The organism is Streptomyces sp. NBC_00190 (assembly GCF_036203305.1).
GTDB lineage: Bacteria > Actinomycetota > Actinomycetes > Streptomycetales > Streptomycetaceae > Streptomyces.
In genome coordinates, this window is record NZ_CP108131.1 from 5,455,255 (window position 1) to 5,478,462 (window position 23,208).

Here is a 23,208-nt window from a genome sequence, read left to right on the forward strand (position 1 = left end):
CGTGACATGTCCGAACTTCGCGCGTCCGCGCGCAAACCGTATCGAGTCGGCTACGCGCCGGGCGCATACGACCTGTTCCACATCGGGCATCTCAACATCCTTCGGCACGCCCGGAGTCAGTGCGACTACCTGGTGGCCGGAGTCGTCTCCGACGAGATGGCCGAACTCGCCAAGGGACGCCGCCCGATGATCCCGCTCGTCGAGCGGCTGGAGATCGTCCGCAGCGTGAAGTACGTGGACGCCGCCTTCGTCGAGACGGTCCCGGACAAGGTGGAGACCTGGAAGCAGGTCCGCTTCGACGTCATCTTCAAGGGCGACGACTGGCGGGGCACCCCCAAGGGCGACAAGCTGGAGAAGGACTTCGCCGCCCACGGCGTCGACGTCGTCTACTTCCCCTACACCGTCCACACTTCCAGCACCCAGCTGCGCCGGGCGCTGGACGCGCTCGCCGAGCCCCTCACGGAGCCGGTCACCGCGGAACGGCGCTGAGCTCCCGGTACCACTTGGTGAGGAACGCCAGCAGGAACAGTCCGGCGACCACCCCGAGCCCCGCGTACGCCCATCGGAACAGCCCGCCGCCGAGCAGCAGGAACACCAGGCAGAACACCCCGTAGTCCACGGGCAGCAACGCCACCGCGCGCACGGTCGACGGCGCGGCGGCGGGACTCCCCGGAGCCGGCCTGGGCTTGAGCTTCTCGGTCAGCAGCCCGCCGAAGAAGGTCACGATCGCGGCGAACTGGAAGCCGAGCGGCACCAGCAGCCAGCCGTCGCCGCCCGTCCCGGCCCCGCCGATCCCGTACGAGTCGGGGAAGCGGTAGAAGGCGATCAGTACACAGGAGTGCACGGCGGTCAGCTTGGCGCAGTCCACGACGTGGTCGAGCCATTCGCCCGCCGCGCTGCCGCCCCCGCGAAGCCGGGCCAGCTGTCCGTCGGCGGAGTCGAAGGCGAACCCGACCGCGAGCGCGGCCCAGACGGCGATCCCGAGCCCCCAGGAGGGCTCGGTGAGCGCGACCGCGGCCGCGGCGGCGAAGCTGAACGCGGCGCTGACCAGCGTCACCTGGTTCGGGGTGAGCCCGAGCCCGTACGACCCGGCGGCCAGATAGCGTCCAGCGGGCCGGTTGACGAACCGTGAGTAGAGCGACACCCCCTTCGCCGACTTCTGCGCTCCGCGCAACTCCCGCAGCGCGGTTCCGACTCTGCCCATGCAGGGACCCCCTCAGTGACGATGTCGAACACATCATCGCAGGGCGAACTGGAGTACTAGATCCGTCCGGACCCCGGGTCCACGGCTCAGCCGACCACCCTGAGCAGCACGATCGACCGGGCCGGCACCGTCACGGTCTCACCGCCGCGGTGGCGGGTGAGCGGGGCGGTGGACTGGTCCTCGCGGGAGGTGTCCAGGACGACCTCGTAGCCCTCGGCCCACGGCGCCCCCGGCAGCACCCACGCCACCGGCCGGTCCCCGGTGTGCAGCAGGGCCAGGAAGCTGTCGTCCGTCACCTGCCGGCCCCGCTCGTCGCGGCCCGGGATGTCCCGCCCCGACAGGTACATCCCGAGCGCGGCGCCCGGCGCGTACCAGTCCCGCTCCGTCATCTCCGCACCCGCCGGCATGAACCAGGCCAGGTCCCGCAGCCCGTCCACCCCCTGCGGGCGCCCCGAGAAGAACGCCCGCCGCCGCAGCACCGGATGGGCCTGCCGCAGCGAGATCAGCCGCGTCGTCAGCGCGAACAGCTCCCGCCACGCCGGGTCCTCCAGCAGCGACCAGTCCACCCACCCCGTCTCGTTGTCCTGGCAGTACGCGTTGTTGTTGCCGCCCTGGGTGCGCCCGAACTCGTCCCCCGCGACGAGCATCGGCACGCCCGTCGACAGCAGCAGGGTGGTGAGGAGGTTCCGCAGCTGCCGGCGGCGCAGCGCGGCGATCCGGGCGTCGTCCGTCTCCCCCTCCGCGCCGCAGTTCCACGACCGGTTGTCATTCGTCCCGTCCCGGCCCGCCTCCCCGTTCGCCTCGTTGTGCTTGCGCTCGTAACTCACCAGGTCCCGCAGGGTGAAACCGTCGTGCGCGGTCACGAAGTTCACCGAGGCGTACGGCCGCCGCCCGCCCCACGCGTAGAGGTCGCTCGACCCCGACAGCCGGTACCCGAGGTCCCGTACGTCGGGCAGCGCGCCCCGCCAGAAGTCCCGTACGGCGTCCCGGTACCGGTCGTTCCACTCCGTCCACAGCGGCGGGAAGGCCCCCACCTGGTAGCCGCCCGAGCCCACGTCCCACGGCTCCGCGATCAGCTTGACCCGACGCAGCACCGGGTCCTGGGCGATCACCGCCAGGAACGGCGACAGCATGTCCACGTCGTGCATCGAGCGGGCCAGCGCCGCCGCCAGGTCGAAGCGGAAGCCGTCCACCCCCATCTCCGTGACCCAGTAGCGCAGCGAGTCCGTGATCAGGCGCAGCACGTGCGGGCGGCCCGCGTGCAGGGTGTTCCCGCAGCCCGTGTAGTCGGCGTACCGGCGCTGGTCCGACTGGAGCCGGTAGTAGCCCCGGTTGTCGATCCCGCGCAGCGACAGCGTCGGACCCAGCTCGCCCGCCTCCGCCGTGTGGTTGTAGACCACGTCAAGGATGACCTCGATGCCGGCCGCGTGCAGGGCCCGCACCATCCGCTTGAACTCCCCGACCTGCTGGCCCGCCGTACCGCTCGACGAGTACCCCGCGTGCGGGGCGAAGTAGCCGACCGAGTTGTAGCCCCAGTAGTTGCGCAGTCCCCTGCGCAGCAGGTGGTCCTCGTGCGCGAACTGGTGCACGGGCAGGAGCTCGACCGCCGTCACGCCCAGCTTCACCAGGTGCTCGACGGCAGCCGGATGCGCGAGACCCGCGTACGTGCCGCGCAGCTCCTCGGGAACCCCCGGATGGCGCATCGTGAAGCCGCGCACGTGCAGCTCGTAGATCACCGAATCGGCCCAGGGGGTCTTCGGCCGGACGTCGTCCGCCCAGTCGTCCTGATCGTGGACCACGACCCCCTTGGGGACGAACGGCGCCGAGTCCCGGTCGTCGCGCACGGTGTCGGCGATGTACTGCTGCGGCCAGTCCCGGACGTGCCCGTACACCTCCGGCGGCAGCCTGAAGTCACCGTCCACGGCCCGGGCGTACGGGTCCAGCAGCAGCTTCGCCGGATTGTGCCGGGCGCCCGTCCAGGGGTCCCAGCGCCCGTGCACCCTGAAGCCGTACCGCTGCCCGGGGCGTACGCCCGGCACGAATCCGTGCCAGATCTCGTGCGTGAGCTCCGTCAGGGCGCAGCGGGTCTCAGCCCCGCCCGCGTCGAACAGGCACACCTCCACCGCCTCCGCGCCCTGCGCCCACAGGGCGAAGTTGGTGCCCGCCGTCCCGTCCGGACCGTGATGGAACCGTGCCCCCAGGGGATGCGAGGACCCGGGCCACACCTGTGGTCCCGGGCGCCCGGATGCCCGTAACACCTGCCCTCTGACCTGGCCGTTCGGCCGCCCGCTGGGCGGCTCGTCCACCCGTGGCGCGGGCGCGGCGCGGCCGCTGCGCACCCCGTCCACGGCATCAACGGCATCCACCGCATCCACGGCGTCCACCGCGTTTCCGACGGCTTCCACCGCCTCTTCCTGCTCGGCTGCGCTCGACACTGCCCGCCTCCACGGCTCCTGGGTACCTGCGGGGAGGGGAGTGCGGCCCCGGCGTCCCGGCCAGGGCCCGCCCCCGTCTGGTCCTTCCCACTGTTCTGCCCGGACTGATCCGCCCGGAACGTGCAGCCCGCTCACGTTTCCCCCGGAGGGGCCCGGTCGTTGGAGGGTCGTGACACTTCTGACGAGGCGGGCAGGGGCGGGCTTGGCCGCCGTGGCGGCATGGGCGGGCCTCCTCGGCGGCCTGACCGGATGCACCCAGGACGGCCGGGCCCCGGTCGAGATCGAGCTGCCGGGAAAACCGCGTTCGCCGGACGAGGCCATCCGGATCACCCCCGACGACAACGCCAAGGCGGTCCCCGCGGACGGACGCCTCGGCGTCACCGTGCCCGAGGGCCGGCTGGAGCGGGTCGTGGTCACCAAGGTGGAGGACGCGCAGGAGGAGCAGGTCCCCGGTGCCATCGCCGCCGACGGGCTCAGCTGGAGCCCGGACCCCGAGGCCGCCCGGCTCTCGCTCGCGGCCAAGTACACCGTGGACGCCGTCGCCCTCGACGGGCACAACCGCCGCCAGGCCCGGCACACCACCTTCACCACCTACGTCCCCGAGGAGCGGTTCATCGGCTACTTCAAGCCCGAGAACCGCTCCACCGTCGGCACCGGCATGATCCTCTCCTTCAACTTCAACCGGGCCATCGAACGCCGGGCGGAGGTGGAGCGGGCCATCACCGTCACCTCCGCCCCCGCCGTGCAGGTCGTCGGCCACTGGTTCGGCAAGGAGCGGCTCGACTTCCGGCCCAAGGAGTACTGGAAGGCGGGCACCCAGGTCACGGTGAAGCTGAAGCTGCGCGACATCGAAGGCGCGCCCGGCTCCTACGGCATCCAGGACAAGACGATCACCTTCACCGTGGGCCGCTCCCAGGTCTCCACCGTGGACGCGGCCGCGCACACCATGGAGGTCCGCCGGGACGGGGAGCTGCTGTCGACCGTGCCGATCAGCGCCGGAGCGCCCAAGACCACCACGTACAACGGGAAGATGGTGGTGATGGAGATGTTCGACGTCACCCGGATGAACGGCCAGACCGTCGGTTTCGGCGGCGAGTACGACATCCCCGACGTCCCGCACGCCATGCGGCTCACCTCCTCCGGGACCTTCCTGCACGGGAACTACTGGCTCAGCCCCGACACCTTCGGCAGCAGCAACATGAGCCACGGCTGCGTGGGCCTGCGCGACGACAAGGGCGGCGGCTCGGACACCCCGGCCGGCTGGTTCTTCGACCGGACCCTGGTCGGCGACGTCGTGGAGGTCGTGAACTCGCAGGACAAGACGGTCGCCCCGAACAACGGCCTGGGCGGCTGGAACATGTCCTGGGCCGACTGGGTCGCGGGCTCCGCCATCGCCTGAGGGCCGCCGCCCGCCGCCGCCCGCCACCGCGCATCACCCTCCCGTGGCCACGGGAGGGTGATCGGTATGACCGGAATGCCGTAGCGGCCGAGTGTCCTCCCGTACTCGCGTACGAAGCTCCCCCAGCCTGTCAGGGGGCGACAGCCCCAGGAGACGGACGGAGTGTCATGGCAGCCAGGACAGCAAGGGTGTGGCCGCTCGGCCTCGCCGCCGCAGCGGTGGTCGTCGCGGCGGCGCCGGCCCATTGCGCGGGCGTGGACGGACCCGTCCCCAGCGCCCAGGTGGTGCTGCGGAACACGGACCTGGACACCGGAACACCCCTGCCCGGTGCCCGCTTCGAGCTGTGGCGGGAGGTCAACGACCAGCCGGGGCTCCAGGTCACCGGACCGGCCGCCGACGAGAAGCAGGAGGGCGCCTGCGAAACGGACGCCAGGGGCAGCTGCACGGTGGAGCTGCCGGTCGGCGAGACGTACTACTGGCGGCAGACCGTCGTCCCCGCCGGGTACGAGGCCCCCGAGGACCCGGTCACCGGCTTCACCGTGAGGGGGGCCGACGCCAAGGAGGGGATCGTCCTCAACGTCCCGCACCACAAGCGCGGCGCGGCGTACAGCGGCGCCGTCCGGGTCCTGAAGGAGGACGCCAAGACTGGGTCACCGCTGGCCGGTGCGGTGTTCGAGCTCTGGAGGGAGACCAACAGCACCGGGGGACTCCAGACCCGGGGCATCAACGCCGACCAGCGGGTCAGGCCCGGCTGCGCCACCGACGAGGACGGCGTCTGCGACTTCGAGGGACTCCCCGACGGCGAGTACTACCTGGTCGAGACGGACGTTCCCGAGGGGTACGTCCTGCCGGCGAGAACGGTGACCGGCCCGCTCCGCCTGGACGACGAGACCCCGGGCGGCCGACGCGTGGTCACCCTGGAGAACGCGCGCGACTCCTACGCCGGCGTCCCCATCACAGACCCGGACGAGGGCAGGGCCGCCCGGCGGGTGCGCCGCTGGAGTGGCCCGCTCACCCCCTCGGCGGAGCAGCACGGGCCGTAGACCCGCCCCGCGGGTTAGCTGGGCTGCGAGGGTCCGGCTGGCGGGCCCGAGGAGGCCCGGATGACTACAGGTCAGGCGACGAGCCCCCGAGGCGGTGTCCGGGCGGCCGTGCTCGGCGCCCTGCTCGTACTGGCGGGGCTGAACCCGGCGGCCGCGGCGGCTGCGCCCGCGCCGGGCCCGGAGTCCGCGTGCGCGGCGGGCACCGGTCCCTACCAGCGGGAGCTGGAGGAGCACGTGGGCCGGCCGGTCGACGGGGTGCAGTCCTCGGCGGACTGCTTCGCCGTCCGCGCCTTCCAGCGCAAGAACGGGGTCACTCCCGCGGACGGCTACCCGGGCGTGGCCACCTACCGCACGATGCTCGTCGTGGCCGCCCGCCCGAACCCCAACGCCGAGGGCGACTGCCCCGTGCGCTCGTACCGCGTGACGTGCGTGGACATGGGCCGGCAGCTGCTCTGGGTGCAGCAGGGCAGCCGGATCGTCTTCCCGGTCGTGCCCATCCGCACGGGCCGCGACACCCAGGAGACCCGGCCCGGCTGGCACGAGGTGTACTGGCGCAGCAAGGACCACAAGTCCACGCTGTACGCCGACTCCCCGATGCCGTACTCCCAGTTCTTCGACGGGGGCCAGGCGCTGCACGGCCGGACCGGTTACCTCTACGCCCACGGGGGATCCGCCGGCTGCGTCAACCTCACCGTGGCCGACGCCGAACGCCTCTGGAACCTGCTGACCGAGGGCGACGCCGTCTACGTCTGGGGCACGAAGCCCGGAACCGAGGACTGACCTGCGACACCGTCACCGATTCCGCACCCACGGTTGGGACGGAATGGTGACAAGACCGTGGCTTTTCGTGTTGTCCCCATGTGATTACCTGTCGACATGCGCGCGATTGCCCGCGCGCGGGGGACATGGGGAGAACACGAGTGAACCTGCAGCCGATACGCGGCCGCGCCCGCACCGGCCTGCCGGCCCTTCTGCTGGGGGCGGCCCTGCTGCTGACCACCGCGTGCAGTGGCGGCGGCGGCAACAGCAGCGGCAGCGGTGGAGACAAGGCGGGGGACGGTGCCAAGACCGGCACCGAGGCGTCCAAGGCCGTGGTCAACGTCAAGCCGGACGACGGCGCCAAGGAGGTCGCGACCAGCGGCATCCTGAAGATAACCAGCACCGGCGGCAAGCTCACCACGGTGACCGTCGCCGACACCAAGGGCAACGCGGTCGAGGGCAAGGTCGCCGACGACGGCGCGAGCTGGGAGCCGTCCCGCCACCTGGCCTCCGCCACCGAGTACAAGGTGCACGCGGTCGCCAAGGACGAGGCCGGCCGGGAGTCCGCCAAGGACACCACCTTCACGACGCTGACCCCGACGAACACCTTCGTCGGCCACTACACGCCCGAGGACGGCGCCACCGTCGGCGTGGGCATGCCGGTCTCGATCAACTTCAGCCGGGGCATCACCAACCCCGAGGCCGTCGAGAAGGCCATCACCGTGACGGCCGAGCCGGCCGTGCCGGTCGAGGGCCACTGGTTCGGCAACGACCGCCTCGACTTCCGCCCCGAGAAGTACTGGGCCGCGGGCACGAAGGTCACCGTGAAGCTCGCCCTCGACGGGGTCGAAGGCCGCCCCGGCGTCTACGGGAAGCAGACCCGTACGGTCACCTTCACCGTCGGCCGCTCCCAGGTCTCCACGGTCGACGCGAGCGAGCACACCATGGAGGTCGTCCGCGACGGCCAGGTGCTCAAGAACGTCCCGATCACCGCGGGCGCCCCGTCGACGACCACGTACAACGGGCAGATGGTCATCAGCGAGAAGTACAAGGTGACCCGGATGAACGGCGCGACCGTCGGCTTCGGCGGCGAGTACGACATCTCCGACGTCCCCCACGCCATGCGGCTGTCGAACTCGGGCACCTTCGTCCACGGCAACTACTGGGCCTCCTCGGGCACCTTCGGCTCGGAGAACGTCAGCCACGGCTGCGTCGGCCTGAAGGACGTCCGCGGCGCCGGCGACGGCAACCAGCCCGCCGCCTGGTTCTTCGACGAGTCGCTGATCGGCGACGTGGTCATCGTGAAGAACTCCAAGGACAAGCAGATCGCCCCGGACAACGGCCTCAACGGCTGGAACATGGACTGGGCGGAGTGGATCAAGTAGTCCCCCGTACGTAGTCCCAGGTGGCCCGGTGCTGTGACACACAGCACCGGGCCACCTGCCGTTAACCGCCGCTAACCTTCCTCGTATGACCATCTCTCTCGAAGTCTCCGAAGGCGTCGGCACCATCCGCCTGGACCGGCCGCCCATGAACGCCCTGGACATCGCCACCCAGGACCGGCTGCGCGAGCTCGCGGTGGAGGCGACCGACCGGGACGACGTCCGCGCGGTCATCCTCTACGGCGGCGAGAAGGTGTTCGCGGCGGGCGCGGACATCAAGGAGATGCAGGCGATGGACCACGCGGCGATGATCGCCCGGTCCCGCGCGCTGCAGGACGCCTTCACCGCCGTGGCCCGGATCCCCAAGCCCGTGGTCGCGGCCGTCACCGGCTACGCGCTGGGCGGCGGTTGCGAGCTCGCGCTGTGCGCCGACTACCGGATCGCCGCCGACAACGCGAAGCTCGGGCAGCCCGAGATCCTGCTCGGCCTGATCCCGGGGGCGGGCGGCACCCAGCGGCTGTCCCGGCTGATCGGCCCGTCCAGGGCCAAGGACCTCATCTTCACCGGGCGCATGGTCAAGGCCGACGAGGCGCTCGCCCTCGGCCTGGTCGACCGGGTGGTCCCCGCCGCCGAGGTGTACGAGCAGGCCCACGCCTGGGCCGCCAAGCTGGCCCAGGGGCCGGCGATCGCGCTGCGTGCCGCCAAGGAGTGCGTGGACGCGGGCCTGGAGGCCGACATCGACACCGGTCTGACCATCGAACGCAACTGGTTCGCGGGCCTGTTCGCCACCGAGGACCGCGAGCGCGGCATGCGCAGCTTCGTCGAAGAGGGGCCGGGCAAGGCCAAGTTCGTATAGGCGCAGTCGTGTAGGCGCCGTCGTGCAGGGCGCGTCGCCCGGTCCTCCCTGTGGGTGGATTAGCCAGGCCTTAAAGGAGCCTTAAAGGAAATCGTTGATCCACTCACGGTGATCATCGCTGTGCGCTGCGTCACGGCAGGTCAGGGCGTGTAGCGGAGCCCTCCGCTTGCCTTACGCATATGACAGGACACCCCCCCGGGTTCATCGGATCCGGGGGGTGTTTTCCCGTGGAACGGCCCGGAGGGACGGGGCGGCCCTCCATGATGGGTGCATGGCGGGCCTGGAGGGTGTGGAACAGCCGCGGCAGCGCAGCAGCGCTTCGGCCGTACGGCTCACGGCGGCGGTCGAGGACGAACAGGGCTTCAAGGCGCTGGAGTTGTACGGGAACCCGGCCGAGGGCGAAGTGATCCTGCCGTCGATGCCGGAATCGGCCGGTACCGCGCGCAGGCTCGCCCAGTGCGTGGTGGTCCGCCTCTGGGGCCTCTCCCCGCAGATCGCCGAGCATGCCGTCCTGCTGGTCTCCGAACTCGTCGGCAACGCGGTCAGGCACACCGGGGCCCGCACCTTCGGCTTACAGATGAAGCGGCGGCGCGGCTGGATCCGGGTGGAGGTGCGCGACCCCTCGCGCGGACTGCCCTGCCTGATGCCGGTCCACGAGCTGGACGTCACCGGCCGCGGGCTCTTCCTCGTCGACAAGCTCTCCGACCGCTGGGGTGCGGACCTTCTGCCCCGCGGGAAGATCACGTGGTTCGAGATGCGGGTCGCCGACCGTCAGAACGCCTGAAGCCCCCGGTCGCCGTGGTGGGGCGGTGTGGGGGCTTCGTGGGTGCGCCGAGGACCGATTGGGGTGTGATCCTCGGCGTGGCGACTTCGCTCGGGTCAATGGGGAAGTCGTGCTACCGACTATGGCAGACGTGGGCCCGAACGCCAAAAGTCCCTACTCGGACATAAGTGTGCAAATAGTGAGAGTTTCTAGTTAAATCCTAGGTGAGGTGGGCCACTCACCTCGCAATCTATGAATAAGTATCGACTGCTCTGTGTGAATCGTTGATCACGTAGCGGACGGGTCGCCCGTTTGGCCCACTTCGGCGGACGTACCGAATTGGGTCAATCATTACCTTCCGGGCTTTCCGCCTCTTAAATGGGCGAGTGCTCTCACATCCAGGCCGCAGGGCGGTCCTGCGCGCGGCCGGTCTCGGGGTGACCGGTGCCGCCACGGCGGGCCTCACCGCCGCCTGCGGATCGGGCCGCCCCGCCTCCGCCACCGCGCCCACCACCCCGCCGCCGGGCCCGGTCCGCCCCGCCCGGGCGGCCCCGGCCGTCCCGCGCCGGTTCGCCGGGCAGCCCGTCGAGATCGGCCACGGTCCGCGCGACCGGCCCGCGGTCGCCCTCACCTTCCACGGCAACGGGGAACCCGCCATCGCCCGGGCGGTGCTGGCCGAGGCGGAGAGAGCGGGCGCGCGGGTCACCGTACTGGCCATCGGCAGCTGGCTCGACGCCCACCCGGACATGGCCCGCCGGATCCTCGACGGCGGCCACGAGCTCGGCAACCACACCCAGCGCCACCTCGCGATCAACACCATGCCCGAGGCGGAGGCGTACGCCGAGATCACCGGCTGCGCCACCCGGCTCAAGCGGCTGACCGGCTCCATCGGCACCTGGTTCCGGCCCTCCCAGACCCAGTACGCCACCCCGCTCGTCCAGAAGCTGGCCCAGCGGGCCGGCTACCCCCACGTCCTCTCGTACGACGTGGACTCCCTCGACTTCACCTCGCCCGGCGCCGCGGCCGTCATCCGCACCGTCACCGGGACGATCCTCGCCGGATCGGTGGTGAGCCTGCACTTCGGCTACGCGGACACGGTCGACGCGATGCCGCCCCTCCTCGAAGAACTCGCGCGCCGCAAGCTGCGCGCGGTGACCACCACGGAGCTGCTGACGCCATGAAGACCACCCGCCTTCCCCGGAAGGCCTCCGTGCTGCTGGCCGGTCTGGTCCTCGCCGCCCTGGCCGGCTGCGGATCTGCCGACAAGGGACCCGCCGAGGCGCTCGGCACCAAGGGCCCGGCCAAACCCGTCAAGGCCGTCCCGCCGGGCCTTCCCGGCATGCCCCCGCTGCTCGATCCGGACGACGTGTACGCGGCGGACCGGCCGAACAAGCTCTCGCCGGTGGTCAAGGACTTCCCGTCCCGCGTCTACGTGCCGAACACCACCTCCAACACGGTGTCCGTCATCGACCCGGAGACGTACAAGGTCATCGACACCATCCCGGTCGGGGTCCAGCCCCAGCACGTGGTGCCCTCCTGGGACATGAAGACCCTGTGGGTCAACAACAACCGCGGCCACACGCTCACCCCGATCAACCCCGCCACCGGCGAGGCCGGAGAGCCCGTCGAGGTGCACGACCCGTACAACCTGTACTTCACGCCGAACGGCAAGTACGCCGTCGTCATGGCTTCGATGGACAAGGAGCTCGTCTTCCGCGATCCGCACACGATGGACCGGGTGAAGACCGTCCCGGTGAGCTGCTTCGGCGTCAACCACGCGGACTTCTCCGCCGACGGCCGCTACTTCATCGTGAGTTGCGAGTTCTCCGGCGAACTCCTCAAGGTCGACACCGAGAAGATGGAGGTCATCGGGCAGCAGAAACTGCCCTTCGAAGGGGCGATGCCGCAGGACGTCAAGGTCTCGCCGGACGGAAAGACCTTCTACGTCGCGGACATGATGGCGGACGGCATGTGGGTGCTCAGCGGCGACAAGTTCGAGGTCCCGAAGCTGCTGCCCACCGGAAAGGGCTGCCACGGGCTCTACGTGAGCCGTGACTCCAAGGAGATGTACGTCTCCAACCGGGGCGAAGGCACCGTCTCCGTCTTCGACTTCCCGCAGAACAAGCTCACCAAGAAGTGGGAGCTGCCCGACGGCGGCAGTCCCGACATGGGCGGCGTCTCCGCCGACGGCAAGGTGCTCTGGCTGTCGGGCCGCTACAACTCCGAGGTCTACGCGATCGACACCACCACCGGCAAGGAGCTCGCCCGGATCCCGGTGGGCGGCGGACCGCACGGGCTCGCCGTGTACCCGCAGCCCGGCCGCTACTCGCTCGGACACACCGGCATCTTCCGGTAGGCCGCGCGGGCAAGGCGGTGCCCCGGGAGCTCGCACAGCTCCCGGGACACCGCGGTACACGGCCGTGTGCGGACTACCAGGCCACCGGGAGCCGCTCCGGCAGCCGCTTGATGAAGCCCGTACGCCAGACGAGGTTCTCCGCGGGCACCGCGAGCCGCAGCCCGGACAGCCGCTCGACCAGCACCTCCAGCGCGATCTCGGCGTGAGCCCGGCCCAGCGCGGAGGCCGGGCAGAAGTGCCGGCCGGCGCCGAAGGCGAGGTTGGCGTTGGAGCTCTCGCGCCCCAGGTCCAGCTCGTCCGGGTTCTCGAAGGCCGCCGGGTCGAAGTTGGCCCCCTCCAGCAGGACGAGGACGAGCTCACCCTCCTTCACCAGCACGTCGCCGACCTGGACGTCCGCCAGAGCGATGCGCGGCAGGCCGTCCCCCACGGACAGGTTCCAGCGCAGCAGCTCGTCGACGGCCTTGCCCATGCGCTCCGGGTGCTCGCGCAGGTACCCGATGAGCTCCGGCTTCTGGAGCAGCGCCAGGACCGCGAGGACCAGGAACGCGGAAGTGGAGACCGCGCCCGCGCCGAAGAGCGAGACGGCGACCGTCGCGAACATGTCGTCGGTCAGGTGCGCCGACTCCGGGTCCGCCTCCTTCAGCGCGGCGAACCTGCCGAGGAGCCCCGTACGCTCCTCGGCAGGCAGCGCCAGCTGGACGTTCAGCTGCTCGGCGAAGTAGCCCACGTCCTTGTACCAGTTGAGGGCCGAGTCGGCGAACGGCTCGCGCGCGGTCATGAACGCGACGTCCAGCCCCGACATCAGCCGCCGCCAGTCCTCGAAGGGGACCCCGAGGACGGCGCAGTGCAGTGCCGCCGAGAAGGGGTCGGCGAACCCCGCCCGGAGATCGGCCGGACCGCCCTCGGCGACCAGCTGGTCGATCAGCTCGCCCGCCTTGGCGCGCAGCCAGTCCTGGAGCCCCTTCTGGCGCGGGTTGAGCGCCTTCATGACGGCGTTGCGCAGGCCCGCGCTGTTGATGTTGCCCATGTTGTTGACGACCTCGGGCGGGATCGTCAGCGCGTACTGGCGCGGGACTCCGGCGTTCGCCGTGTCCTTGAGGCTGAACCGCTCGTCCTCCAGCACCTGCTTGGCGAGGGCGTAGCTGCTCACCAGCCAGGCCGGGTCCCCGGTGAGGGTGCGCACCTTCGCCACCGGGGCCTTCTCGCGGAGCCACGTGCACTCCTCCGGGAGCACGTCACCGCGCCGCGAGAGCGGGAAGTCGAGGAGCGGCTGCTCCTGGGTCTCCGGGCCCTCAAGCTGCTCGACGCTCATTGACGTTCCTTTCGGTTGGTGCGTGGTTCGTGTCGCCCGCGGGCGTGTGTTCGCCGGCGGTCCGCGCCGCCTCGGGCCGGACGACGGCGTACGCCTGGTTGCGGGTGGCGCGCAGGCCCCCGCCGCGCGCGAAGAGGAGGTCCGTCAGCGGCATCTTGACGTGGTACGCCGCCACCGAGGACGGCACGTCGAGAATGCTCGGGGTGTCCACGAAGAACGGCAGCTCGGCCGCCATGTAATCGAAACAGACCTGCAACTGCCCGTCCGTGATGGATTCACCTTCCGGCAACTTGGAGCCGACAAAGTGCAAGGCCATCTTCTCGCAGCCCTTGCGGAATTCGTCGTCGGTCTCCAGGAAATGCAGCACACGTCGGTGCAGTAGCTGGTAGACGGGGTTGTCCCGGAACTCCGAAAGCGCCCTCACGCGGATTTCTCCCTGGGGCGGCCCCGATTCCTCCACGCCCTTCAGGATTCGCCGCCGGACTGCCTTTATCTCCTTCGTGGCGCGCTTCTCCGCGTGCTCCTGGGTGTAGCCGAAGGCGGCGAACATCCGGTCCACGTGGAGGTCTGCGTAGACGAAGTCGACCTGCGCGAAGCGGGTCGTGGCCCACTCGGCAAGGCGGGTGATGCGCTCGGAGCTGAAGTAGCTGTTTCCGGGACTCACCCCGATGAGCACATGGTCGCCGTCTTCCCAGATATGGCGGCAGGTACGTGTGAAGGGCAGAACTTCGAATGATGCGTCGGCTGTGATCGTCACCTGTGTGATCGCCCTTGTTGCCGCTTGTCCCTGGGAGCCCTGTGCTCCTGGTGTGGCGGCAATGTCGGTACGTTATGTCGTGGTCCCGGAGCGTGACAAGTCCGCGTGGCATTTATTGGCCGGAATTATCGCTTCCGGTTTACGGGCGGGTAATTGAATATGTATCTGCCGCCCGAACGGGACCCGGAGCGGAGGCCGGCTCCGCGGGCCGCTACCCTGAGCCGGTCAACAAGCACCGAGAAAGGGTGGACCCAGTGGCGGACATCGAGAGCGCACGGGCGACGTTCAACAAGTTCGACGTGAACGGTGACGGCTTCGTCACGGCCGACGAGTACAGCGCGGCCATGAAGGCGATGGGCGACGCGTACGTCACCGGCGCGGTCGCGGACGCCGTGCTTGCCGCCAAGGACACCAACGGCGACGGCCTGCTGAGCTTCGACGAGTTCTGGGCCGCCCTGAACAAGTAGGCCTCCGCGAAGCGGGTCCCCGCGCAGCAGGCCTCCGCGCCGCCCCCGCCCCGCTTGCCGGGCGGGGGCGCGGTCATGCCCTGCCGCCGCCCGGGGGCGTCATGTCCTCGACCTCGGTGAGGGCCTCCTGGAGCCAGTGCAGCCAGAACGTCTCCAGGGCGATCCCGCCGTGCAGGACGAGCCGGCGCAGCCGGTCCTCCACGGCGTCCCGCTCCGGCGGGAAGTCCTTCTCCTCGATGGCCTGGTACTGGGCCAGCTGCCGCTGGTGCAGCTCCAGGTGGCGCCGCAGCTCCAGGCCGAGCCCCTGCGGCCCGACCACCCCCGCCGCGCGGATGCGCAGCAGCAGGGGATCGCGCATCGGCTTCGGGTCCTGGCTCTCGCCGACCCACCGCGCGAGCTCCGCGCCGCCCGCGGGCAGGACCTCGTACTCCTTCTTCTGCCCCCGCACGGGAACCTCGCTCGGCAGCTCCCGGATCAGCCCGGACTCCTCCAGCCTGCCGAGCTCGCGGTAGATCTGCTGGTGCGTCGCCGACCAGAAGAACCCGATCGACTTGTCGAACCGCCGGGTCAGCTCCAGCCCGGACGAGGGCTTCTCGAGCAGGGCGGTGAGGATGGCGTGCGGCAGCGACATGACGCCATCCTAGGTTTGCGGCCGCTCCGGCCGGTCTGCGGACGGCAAGGCGGACAGCGCGCCAGGGGTACGGGGGCCCGGGACGCCTGCGGGCAGCAGGCCGTGGGCGCGCAGGAAGGCCGTCACCGCCGGGGACCAGGCCTGGCGCAGGCCCGCCTCGGCGAGCAGGGCAGGATCCGAGAGCAGCGCCTGGGCCGCGCCCACCCGGATGCCCGACGGGGTCAGGACCGCGGCGTCGTCGGCCCACCGTACGGCCAGGTCCACGTCGTGGGTGGCCATCACCACCGTGGTTCCCGAGGCGCGCAGCCCCGCCAGGACGTCCAGCAGCCGCTCCTGGCCGTCCGGGTCGAGCCCGGCGGTCGGCTCGTCCAGGATCAGCACCCGCGGAGCCATCGCCACCGCGCCCGCGATCGCCGCGCGCTTGCGCTGCCCGTACGAGAGGAGGTGGGTCGGCCGGTCCCGCAGCGCCGTGATGTCCAGTGCGGCGAGCGCGGAGTCGACCCGCTCGCGGACCTCCGCCACCGGCAGGCCCAGGTTCATCGGGCCGAAGGAGACGTCCTGTTCCACCGACGCCGCGAACAGCTGGTCGTCCGGGTCCTGCACGACCAGCTGGACCGCCGTCCGCAGCCGGGTCAGGCCGGCGCGGTCGTACGAGACCGTCGCCCCCTCCAGGCGCAGCTCGCCCGGCCCCGGCCGCAGGCCGCCGCTCAGCAGCCGCATCAGCGTGGTCTTGCCGCTGCCGTTGCGGCCCAGCAGGACCAGCGCCCGGCCCTCGGCGATCTCGAAGTCGACTCCGCGCAGCACGGCGGGCCCGTCCTCGTACGCGTAGCCCGCGCCCACCAGTTCCACCAACGGCCTCACAGGTACAACTCCTTCAGTACGAGCGTCACGGCGGTCAGACCGGTCAGCAGTGCGGCGCAGGCGGCCAGGAACCGCCAGGACAGCGTCGCCTCGGGGACGAGCACGCGCAGCGCGCCGTCGTAGCCGCGCCCGGCCAGGCCCGACTGGAGCCGCGCCGCGCGGTCGAAGGCCCGTACGAACGAGGTCGCGGCGAGACCGCCCACCGAACGCCATGCCGCCGCCCGGCCGGTGGTGCCGAGCCGGGCCGCCTGGGCCTGCCGGATCCGGGCGAGGGAGTCGAGCAGCAGGAACCCGATCCGGTACATGACCAGGGCCACGTCCACCACGGGAGCCGGCACCCCCGCCCGGACCAGCCGCGGCAGCACGTCCGAGACCGGGGTGGTGAACGCGAACAGCAGCACACCGAGCGAGGCCGCCGAGGTGCGCAGCAGCAGCTCCGCGGCGTGCCGGGGGCCGTCCGGGGCCAGCGAGACGATCCCGCCGGGCCCGCCGACGGCGAACAGCAGCGGCAGCGCCCCCGTGAAGCAGAAGCCGAGCGGGATCCGGAAGGCCCGCCACAGCTGCCGCCCGGCCACCCCGGCGGGGCCGAGGAGCACGGCGAGGGTGGCCGCGGCGACCAGCGGACCGCCTGGCCACGGGGGCAGGCACACCGCGGTGACGGTCAGTCCGATCCCCAGCAGGGCCTTCTCCAGCGGGTGGCGGTGGCGCCAGCGGCTGCTGTGCGCCGCCGCGTCGATCGGCAGCACCGGCTACGACTCCGTGGCGGACGTGGACGCGGACGCGGCGGCCGCCGCCTCCGCTCCCTGGCGGCGGCCCTTGCGGACGCCGAAGTAGTACGCGAGCACGCCCGCCCCCAGCGCCGCCTGGAGGGCGAACAGCGCCGACTCGATGTCCGCGGACGGGGGTTCGTACAGCGGCGAGAACCAGGGCTCGTAGTCCGGCTCCAGCTCGGTGATGGCCGCCTCCGCCTGCGCGTCGGCGCCGCTGAACGGCTCCTCCTTGCCCTCGCCCAGGCCGAGCACGAGCGGGAGCACGGCCAGCGCCGCCACCAGGAGCAGCAGCAGGGTGTTGATCTTCGCGTTCCTGGTCATCAGGCCGACGCCTCCTGCTTCGTCCCGGATCCGGTGAGCTTGGCGACGCCGAGCCGGACCAGGTCCGACTTGCTGGACTGCATCAGCAGCCGCATCACGAGCACCGTCAGCAGCCCCTCGCTGACCGCGAGCGGGATCTGGGTGAGCGCGAAGATGCCGGCGAACTTCTCCAGCGCGCCCAGGAATCCGGTGCCCGGGTCGGGGAAGGCCAGCGCCAGCTGGACGGAGGTCACGCAGTAGGTGACCAGGTCGGCGAAGAAGGCGCCGAAGAACACGGTCACCATCAGCGGCAGGCCGGACTTCCGCAGCAGCCGGTAGACGCCGTAGCCCGCCCAGGGTCCGGCGATCGCCATCGAGAACACGTTGGCGCCGAGGGTGGTGAGCCCGCCGTGCGCCAGCAGCAGCGCCTGGAAGAGCAGGGTGATCGTGCCGAGCACCGCCATGATCGGCGGCCGGAAGAGGATGGCCCCGAGCCCGGTACCGGTGGGGTGGGAGCAACTGCCCGTCACGGAAGGGATCTTCAGGGCGGACAGGACGAACGTGAATGCTCCGGATGCTCCGAGCAGCAGCGTGCTCTCCGGATTGGCCTTCACCTCGCGGGTGAGGGCGCGTACTCCGTGTACGACAAAGGGAGCGGACGCGGCGCCCCAGGCGACCGCGTGCAACGGGGGCAGAAACCCCTCGGCTATATGCATGAGTGGGGAAGACCTCTCCAGCACCTCGTGGATGGACAGCGCGCCCCGGCCGGTCTCCTGGCTCACGGGTACTGATGCCCGGACTCCGCCTTCCCGGGGCCGTGCGGTCTCCCGCGCGGGCCCAGTGGCTTCCGTAGGAATGGAGCCGGACTTCCCGATCACAGTGGCGAGGGCCGCACCGGTTTCGCACCGGTTTCCCGAACACCAAGGCCCATTGACCCTAGTCGGCCGCGCGGAGAGGTGACAAACCGCTCCGAACACCACCAGGCGGTGCCCGGAGTACGGCAGGTGGCCCAGCCCGTCGGGCGCACGGGGGAGCGGCCTGGTGAAGTGGAGGGCGCAGTGCGGTACACGTTCCCCCACCAGGGCGGTACGCGAGCCCGGCTCGCTCCTGCCGCGTGAAGGAGACAGGACGATGGCGGAGGCGGGAGAGAGGTACGGGGACCTGCGGGCCCTGGTGATCAACTGCACGCTCAAGCGGTCGCCGGAGCGCAGCCACACCGAGGGCCTGATCGACCTCAGCCGCGGCATCATGGAACGCCAGGGCGTGCAGGTCGAGGTCGTGCGGGCGGTGGACCTCGACATCGCCACGGGTGTGTGGCCGGACATGACCGACCACGGCTGGGAGACGGACGAGTGGCCGGTCGTCTACAGCAAGGTGATGGGCGCCGACATGCTGACGCTGGCCGGGCCGGTGTGGCTGGGTGACAACTCCTCGGTCATGAAGCAGGTGATCGAACGTCTCTACGCCTGTTCGTCGATCCTGAACGAGGCCGGCCAGTACGCCTACTACGGCCGCGTGGGCGGATGTCTGATCACGGGCAACGAGGACGGTGCGAAGCACTGCGCGATGAACGTGCTGTACAGCCTGCAGCACCTGGGGTACGTGATCCCGCCGCAGGCGGACGCGGGCTGGGTGGGGGAGGCCGGCCCCGGTCCCTCGTACCTCGACCCGGGTTCGGGCGGCCCGGAGAACGACTTCACCAACCGCAACACCACCTTCATGACCTGGAACATGCTCCACATGGCGAGGATGCTGAAGGACGCCGGCGGCATCCCCGCCCACGGCAATCAGCGGTCGGAGTGGGACGCGGGGTGCCGCTTCGACTTCGAGAACCCCGAGCACAGGTGAGGGACGCTCCGGCAGGCACCCGGGCACGGACCTCCGCGATCCACGGAGGGGAGGGCGGCTCAGATCGACCGCGAGCGATTCTTGAGAACGCTGACGTTCTGGCTGCGTCCGGCATTCGCGCTCCGCGTGGTGAACCGATTCCAGAGAATCGCGGGGTTCGACCGCTCGATGGCGCTGGCTTCCAGCATGCTGACCACGATGGTCTCCCTCGCGATCCTCTGCGGCGCCGTTCTGGCCGGCATCGGTGACAAGGACGTCGCCGACCGGATCATCGAACGGTACGGCCTCACGGGGGCCGGAGCCGACGCGGTGCGGAAGCTCTTCTCCTCGGCGGCCGACACGAGCCTCGGCGTCCTCGGGGCCCTGTTCCTGCTGATCTCCACGCTGAGCTTCGCGCGGGCGGTGCAGCGGTTGTTCGAGCAGACGTGGGAGCTGCGGCCATTGAGCGTGCGCAACACGGTGAACGACGCGAAGTGGGCCCTCGTCTTCGTGCTCTACGTGCCGGCGAGCGGCTGGCTCGTCGCCGTCACCGGCCGCGGACACCTCACGCTGGCGGTGAGCCTGGCCGAGGCGTCGCTGACCGGGATCTTCCTTATCTGGGGCGGCTGGATCCTCTCGGCGAAAAGGATCGCCTGGCGTGATCTCCTGCCGTTCGGAGTCATCGCGTCCGTCGCGACGGCGGTCTATTTCGTGGCCGCGGAGCTCTATCTGCCGCGCCTGTTCAACTCCTACGCCGACCGCTACGGCGCGGTGGGCGTGGTCTTCGCGATGCTCTCGTCGTTCTTCGCCGTCGTGCTGGTCGTGGTGGGGTCGGCGGCGCTCGGCCGGGAGGTGCACGACGAACTCGGCCGGATCCGCCAGGGCGAGCGGCCGCCCGATGACGAGGTCCGCCGCGAATGGGACAACGTGGTCGGCCAGATGAGAGAGCGGTGGCACACCACCCGGGGGAAGATCACTCGTTTCCGGCCGGCCCGGAAGCCGAAACGGCCCTGAGCGGGTGTTCCCGTTCAGACGTCGGGGGTGGCGATGATGTGGCCGGCGGAGACGGCAGCGGTGAGCGCGGCGTGGTCGGAGACGGTCTGGTCGGCGTAGGCGAGTGCGAAGTCGGCGACGGCCCGGTCGAAGGCGTCGCCGTTGCCGAGGTAGCCGGCGATGGCGATGCGGTCGCCGGTACGGGCGTGGGCGCGGGCCAGGGCGATCCCGCACAGTCCGGCGTAGTCGCGGAGCGCGGACGGGGTCATGGTCTCGACCACCGCCGATCCCTTCATGTCGCGCAGCTGGCGGCAGTAGAAGTGGCGCCCCTCCGGTCCGGTCGTCCAGCCGAGGAAGATGTCGCTGGTGGCCTGCATCAGCCGCTGCCCCGCGACCACCCGGTGGCCGTGATGGTCATGACTGCCGGCCGGCAGGTGTGCCTCCAGCACCGACGGCACGGCCTCCTTGATCTGGAGGAAGAGCGGGTCCTGCTCGTCGCGGCCGGTCAGCAGGGCGATGTAGCAGCGCGTGCCCACGCTTCCCACGCCGACGACCTTCCGGGCCGCGTCGACGAACCGGTAGCGGTCCAGCAGGAGGCGGCGCTCCTCGGGGAGGGTGCTGCGGTACTCCCTGAAGATCTTGTCGACGGCCTGTGTCGCGCGCCGGCCGGCGTTCTCCAGCAGAGGGGGGTCGTCGATGATGCGTCGGCGTCCGTCCCGGATCTCGGTGAGCTTGTCGAGCGCCTGCAGGCTGGTGCGTCCGCGGGCGCGCTCCAGGTTCGCCTCGGCCCGTCCCCGCTGCTTGCGCTGGCGGATCAGGGGGAGTACCTCGTAGGGGTCGATCCGCTGGTACCAGACGGCGAGCTCGCCCTGCCCGGCCAGCTGCCGCATGGCGCGCCGGTAGGTCTCGGCAGCGGAGAGAGCGGCCTGCCACGCGCGTGCGTCACCTTGCCCCCGGTCGCGGGCGGCCACGGCGACGCTGGCGGCGAGCCGCTTGACGTCCCATTCGAACGGGCCGGGCAGGGTCTCGTCGAAGTCGTTGAGGTCGAACAGCAGGGCCCGTTCGGGTGAGGCGAAGACGCCGAAGTTCATCAGGTGCGCGTCACCGCAGAGCTGGACGGTCAGACCGGTGTTCGGTACGGCGGCCAGGTCCGCGGTCATGACGGCGGCCGCGCCGCGCAGGAAGGTGAACGGGGAGACCGCCATCCGTCCGTAGCGGATCGGCAGCAGCTCGGCCACCCGGTCGGCAGCCTGCCGCTGCAGCACCCACAGGGGATCGGGACGGTCCTCGGCAGGGGTCCACCGGCCGTGCGAGGCCCGGCTGACCTGCTTGCGGACCGCGCGCCCGATCCGGGCCCGGTCGGCTGGACTGGTCATGGTCTGCTCCTTGTCGCTCCGCACCCTGACCGAACGGCGGGGACGGCGGATCGCGGGCGAGGCCTATTCCTTCGTCGCGGCTGCCTGCAGGGTCGGCCACTTGAATTCGATCTCCAGCTCGATCTCCCCGTCGCCGACCTCGACCTCGATTTCGGTGCGGAGTTCGTCGGGGATCCGCAGGGTCAGCGTTCCGGGCCCGAGATCCAGTTCGGCCGTGCCGCCGCGCCTGAGGGCGTCCGCGAGCGCGGAGAGCTGATCGGCGGCCTCAAGGCGTGTCAGCGAACTCTTCTGCTCGAATTCGAGGTCCTTCACGGCTGTCTCCAACCTGGGGGGAACGACAGACATGGCTAATTGTGGCGGTATGTCTCATAGAGGGCATCTTCATGTCGGGCGGGCGAAGGCCAGCGCGACGACTTCGCGCCAGTCGGGGGGCGGGGCGGGCGTGCGGGACCCGGGCCGGTCCTTGGGTACCAGAACGCGCAAGGCGCCCGGACGGATGGTGCAGGTGACGGGGGCGGGCAGGGTGAGGGCTTCGCCGTCCACGGCGACCGCGATGCGGTCGCCGTCCGAGGTGACGACGATCCTGCGGGAGGTCAGTACGTGCAGACCTGCCGCACGGGCCCCTCTGACGGCGACGTCCGCCGCCTGGGCCGCATTGCCCACCCGGATCCCGACGACGCCCAGCGACCCCTGGTCGAGCCGGGGCCTGCGGCCGCCCGCGGACGTGGGATCGGGGGTGGAGTACGGGTTGTTGCTGACCAGGAGGGCCTGCTGGGACTCCAGCTTCGTGTCGTCCGTCTGCGCGTCGAGCGGGCGGCCGGAGTATCCGAGCAGGAGGTCCGGCAGCGCGTCCAGGATCGAGCCCGCCTTGGCGTCGCGGTATTCCGGGCGCTGCACGACCTGTGCGTAGACGCCGAACGAGGCCGTGTTGACGAAGGCGCGGCCGCCCACGACGCCCAGGTCGATCCGGAGTTCCTCCCCGTCGGTCAGCGCGTCCAGGCACCGGGACGGGTCCTCCCGGTCCAGGCCGAGGTCCATGGCGAAGTGGTTCCTGGTGCCCGCGGAGATCGCCAGGAACGGCAGGCCGTGCTCGGCGGCCACCTCGGCCACCCGGGCCTGGGTGCCGTCGCCGCCGGCCACCCCCAGCAGGTCCGCGCCCTCGGCGACCGCCCGGCGGGCGATCGTCGCGAGGTCCGCCTCGCCCTCGCCGCCCAGCAGCACGACCCGGGCGCCCAGCGCCTCGGCCTTCTCGACCAGCCCGAAGCGGCCGACCTTGCCGCCGCCGGACTTCGGGTTCATGATCAGTACCGGATGCCGGGGGAGGGAGCACGGGACGGCACGCATGCCTTCGGGTTTCCGCGCCCGCAGCAGCGCCCACCGCGAGCACGCCACGGCGGCCGCCCACAGTGCGATCGCGGCCAGCAGGGTGGGCCACAGGCCCGCCCGGGTGTAGAGCACCAGGACGGCCACGGGCGCGGCCACCGCGACCAGCACCCCGGCCGCCCGCACCGCCCCGCGATGGGACAGGGCCCACCACGTACCCATCGCCGTGAGCGCCGAACAGGCCACCCCGGCGGCGAGGATGACCAGACCGCCGAACCCGCTCGCCGCCACCAGCGACACCGCCGCTCCCAGCGCGCAGACCACGGCCAGGCGCGCCGACGCGCGTGCGCGCGCCGGCGTGCCGGATCCGGGCGACAGGGACATCGTCCTCACC

Annotated in this window: 25 protein-coding genes and 1 riboswitch; of the genes, 12 read left to right on the top strand and 13 right to left on the bottom strand. The window is 71.1% G+C overall.

All coding sequences use genetic code 11. The annotated features are described in order from the left end of the window. Positions 1–6: 6 nt before the first annotated feature. Positions 7–489: an adenylyltransferase/cytidyltransferase family protein gene (locus OG429_RS26435; RefSeq protein ID WP_328927745.1), complete on the top strand. Its 483-nt coding sequence runs from the start codon at positions 7–9 to the stop codon at positions 487–489. Here the strand turns inward: OG429_RS26435 and OG429_RS26440 are convergent. Further along, positions 470–1,204: a CDP-alcohol phosphatidyltransferase family protein gene (locus OG429_RS26440; RefSeq protein WP_328927746.1), complete on the bottom strand. Its 735-nt coding sequence runs from the start codon at positions 1,202–1,204 to the stop codon at positions 470–472. The two genes, OG429_RS26435 and OG429_RS26440, sit on opposite strands and share 20 nt — an antisense overlap. A gap of 86 nt (positions 1,205–1,290) precedes the next feature. After that, on the bottom strand, positions 1,291–3,639 hold the full coding sequence (glgX, locus tag OG429_RS26445; protein ID WP_405678462.1) for a glycogen debranching protein GlgX: 2,349 nt from the start codon (positions 3,637–3,639) through the stop codon (positions 1,291–1,293). A gap of 178 nt (positions 3,640–3,817) precedes the next feature. Here glgX and OG429_RS26450 point away from each other — a divergent pair, with 178 nt between their 5' ends. From OG429_RS26450 to OG429_RS26485, 8 genes are all read left to right on the top strand, one after another. Further along, positions 3,818–5,038: a L,D-transpeptidase gene (locus tag OG429_RS26450; protein WP_328930430.1), complete on the top strand. Its 1,221-nt coding sequence runs from the start codon at positions 3,818–3,820 to the stop codon at positions 5,036–5,038. Positions 5,039–5,205: 167 nt separating this feature from the next. Continuing rightward, entirely contained in the window at positions 5,206–6,081 is an 876-nt protein-coding gene (locus OG429_RS26455) for an MSCRAMM family protein (RefSeq protein WP_328927747.1), read from the top strand. Between the two features lie 60 nt (positions 6,082–6,141). After that, entirely contained in the window at positions 6,142–6,861 is a 720-nt protein-coding gene (locus OG429_RS26460; protein ID WP_328927748.1) for a L,D-transpeptidase family protein, read from the top strand. 125 nt (positions 6,862–6,986) lie between these two features. After that, positions 6,987–8,225: a L,D-transpeptidase gene (locus tag OG429_RS26465; RefSeq protein ID WP_405678457.1), complete on the top strand. Its 1,239-nt coding sequence runs from the start codon at positions 6,987–6,989 to the stop codon at positions 8,223–8,225. Positions 8,226–8,310: 85 nt separating this feature from the next. Next, entirely contained in the window at positions 8,311–9,078 is a 768-nt protein-coding gene (locus tag OG429_RS26470) for an enoyl-CoA hydratase/isomerase family protein (RefSeq protein WP_328927749.1), read from the top strand. Positions 9,079–9,349: 271 nt separating this feature from the next. Next, complete coding sequence (locus tag OG429_RS26475; RefSeq protein WP_328927750.1) at positions 9,350–9,862, top strand: ATP-binding protein; 513 nt, start codon at positions 9,350–9,352, stop codon at positions 9,860–9,862. Between the two features lie 365 nt (positions 9,863–10,227). Continuing rightward, a complete protein-coding gene (locus tag OG429_RS26480; protein ID WP_328927751.1) occupies positions 10,228–11,022 on the top strand; it encodes a polysaccharide deacetylase family protein in 795 nt (264 codons plus the stop codon). Then, entirely contained in the window at positions 11,019–12,197 is a 1,179-nt protein-coding gene (locus tag OG429_RS26485) for a YncE family protein (RefSeq protein ID WP_328927752.1), read from the top strand. Before OG429_RS26480 ends, OG429_RS26485 begins: the two co-directional genes overlap by 4 nt. A gap of 73 nt (positions 12,198–12,270) precedes the next feature. On the opposite strand, the gene OG429_RS26490 is transcribed toward OG429_RS26485, so the two are convergent. Then, complete coding sequence (locus OG429_RS26490) at positions 12,271–13,509, bottom strand: cytochrome P450 (protein WP_328927753.1); 1,239 nt, start codon at positions 13,507–13,509, stop codon at positions 12,271–12,273. Further along, positions 13,490–14,266, bottom strand: coding sequence for a tRNA-dependent cyclodipeptide synthase (locus OG429_RS26495; protein ID WP_328927754.1), 777 nt, complete (start codon positions 14,264–14,266; stop codon positions 13,490–13,492). Before OG429_RS26495 ends, OG429_RS26490 begins: the two co-directional genes overlap by 20 nt. Before the next feature lie 254 nt (positions 14,267–14,520). Here OG429_RS26495 and OG429_RS26500 point away from each other — a divergent pair, with 254 nt between their 5' ends. Beyond that, the gene (locus OG429_RS26500) at positions 14,521–14,733 is read left to right on the top strand and encodes an EF-hand domain-containing protein (RefSeq protein WP_328927755.1); all 213 of its coding nucleotides are present in this window, start codon (positions 14,521–14,523) and stop codon (positions 14,731–14,733) included. Positions 14,734–14,806: 73 nt separating this feature from the next. Here the strand turns inward: OG429_RS26500 and OG429_RS26505 are convergent, their stop codons facing one another. From OG429_RS26505 to OG429_RS26525, 5 genes are read right to left on the bottom strand one after another with little or no spacing between them, the layout of a single operon-like run. Next, complete coding sequence (locus OG429_RS26505; protein WP_328927756.1) at positions 14,807–15,364, bottom strand: PadR family transcriptional regulator; 558 nt, start codon at positions 15,362–15,364, stop codon at positions 14,807–14,809. A 9-nt stretch (positions 15,365–15,373) separates the two neighbouring features. After that, positions 15,374–16,225: an energy-coupling factor ABC transporter ATP-binding protein gene (locus tag OG429_RS26510; RefSeq protein ID WP_328927757.1), complete on the bottom strand. Its 852-nt coding sequence runs from the start codon at positions 16,223–16,225 to the stop codon at positions 15,374–15,376. Then, on the bottom strand, positions 16,222–16,971 hold the full coding sequence (gene cbiQ, locus OG429_RS26515; protein WP_328927758.1) for a cobalt ECF transporter T component CbiQ: 750 nt from the start codon (positions 16,969–16,971) through the stop codon (positions 16,222–16,224). The genes OG429_RS26510 and cbiQ overlap by 4 nt, the downstream gene beginning before the upstream one ends. 3 nt (positions 16,972–16,974) lie before the next feature. Further along, entirely contained in the window at positions 16,975–17,316 is a 342-nt protein-coding gene (locus OG429_RS26520; RefSeq protein ID WP_328927759.1) for an energy-coupling factor ABC transporter substrate-binding protein, read from the bottom strand. Continuing rightward, a complete protein-coding gene (locus OG429_RS26525) occupies positions 17,316–18,011 on the bottom strand; it encodes an energy-coupling factor ABC transporter permease (RefSeq protein WP_328930432.1) in 696 nt (231 codons plus the stop codon). The genes OG429_RS26520 and OG429_RS26525 overlap by 1 nt, the downstream gene beginning before the upstream one ends. A 30-nt stretch (positions 18,012–18,041) precedes the next feature. Then, a riboswitch (cobalamin riboswitch) is annotated at positions 18,042–18,235 on the bottom strand. A gap of 191 nt (positions 18,236–18,426) precedes the next feature. Here OG429_RS26525 and OG429_RS26530 point away from each other — a divergent pair. After that, on the top strand, positions 18,427–19,143 hold the full coding sequence (locus OG429_RS26530) for a flavodoxin family protein (protein ID WP_328927760.1): 717 nt from the start codon (positions 18,427–18,429) through the stop codon (positions 19,141–19,143). A 59-nt stretch (positions 19,144–19,202) separates the two neighbouring features. Here the strand turns inward: OG429_RS26530 and OG429_RS26535 are convergent, their stop codons facing one another. Continuing rightward, entirely contained in the window at positions 19,203–19,340 is a 138-nt protein-coding gene (locus OG429_RS26535; RefSeq protein WP_328927761.1) for a hypothetical protein, read from the bottom strand. Here OG429_RS26535 and OG429_RS26540 point away from each other — a divergent pair. Next, positions 19,330–20,136, top strand: a complete 807-nt coding sequence (locus OG429_RS26540) for a hypothetical protein (protein ID WP_328927762.1) — start codon at positions 19,330–19,332, stop codon at positions 20,134–20,136. The genes OG429_RS26535 and OG429_RS26540 overlap by 11 nt on opposite strands. A 14-nt stretch (positions 20,137–20,150) precedes the next feature. On the opposite strand, the gene OG429_RS26545 is transcribed toward OG429_RS26540, so the two are convergent. From OG429_RS26545 to OG429_RS26555, 3 genes are all read right to left on the bottom strand, one after another. Further along, a complete protein-coding gene (locus tag OG429_RS26545; protein ID WP_328927763.1) occupies positions 20,151–21,491 on the bottom strand; it encodes a DUF2252 domain-containing protein in 1,341 nt (446 codons plus the stop codon). A 63-nt stretch (positions 21,492–21,554) separates the two neighbouring features. Further along, positions 21,555–21,803: an amphi-Trp domain-containing protein gene (locus OG429_RS26550; protein ID WP_328927764.1), complete on the bottom strand. Its 249-nt coding sequence runs from the start codon at positions 21,801–21,803 to the stop codon at positions 21,555–21,557. 69 nt (positions 21,804–21,872) lie between these two features. After that, positions 21,873–23,198: a diacylglycerol/lipid kinase family protein gene (locus OG429_RS26555; RefSeq protein ID WP_328927765.1), complete on the bottom strand. Its 1,326-nt coding sequence runs from the start codon at positions 23,196–23,198 to the stop codon at positions 21,873–21,875. Between the last annotated feature and the right edge of the window lie 10 nt (positions 23,199–23,208).